The sequence below is a fragment of the Rossellomorea aquimaris genome (genome assembly GCF_001877785.1).
GTDB classification, from domain to species: Bacteria; Bacillota; Bacilli; order Bacillales; family Bacillaceae_B; genus Rossellomorea; species Rossellomorea aquimaris_A.
Window position 1 is genome coordinate 1 of record NZ_MINN01000019.1, and the last position, 461, is coordinate 461.

General features: G+C 50.3%; 1 protein-coding gene. It reads right to left on the bottom strand.

Annotated elements, in window-relative coordinates; all coding sequences use genetic code 11:
* Positions 1-461, bottom strand: a 461-nt coding sequence (gene ttcA, locus BHE18_RS00660) for a tRNA 2-thiocytidine(32) synthetase TtcA (protein WP_083573557.1), incomplete at both ends; no start/stop codon positions are given.

A 461-nucleotide genomic window follows, 5' to 3' on the forward strand; every position in this document is an offset into this window, starting at 1 on the left:
CCGTAGAACATATTTAAGAACAGCGTTTGCAGGATATCGTCACGATGGTGACCCAGCGCGATCTTCGTCGCCCCCAGTTCCGTTGCGGTGCGATAAAGGATACCGCGACGAAGACGAGAACACAGTGAGCAAGTGGTTTTGCCCTCCGGAATCTTCTCTTTCACGATACCGTAAGTGTTCTCTTCAACAATCTTGTACTCAACGCCCAGCGTTTCAAGATACTCGGGCAGAACGTGTTCCGGGAAGCCCGGTTGCTTTTGATCGAGGTTAACAGCCACCAGCGAAAAATTGATTGGCGCGCTTTGCTGCAAATTGCGCAGAATCTCCAGCATGGTATAGCTGTCTTTACCCCCGGAGAGGCAAACCATGATGCGATCGCCTTCTTCAATCAGATTGAAGTCAGCAATGGGGTCGCCCACGTTACGACGCAGACGTTTTTGTAATTTGTGCAGGTTGTATTG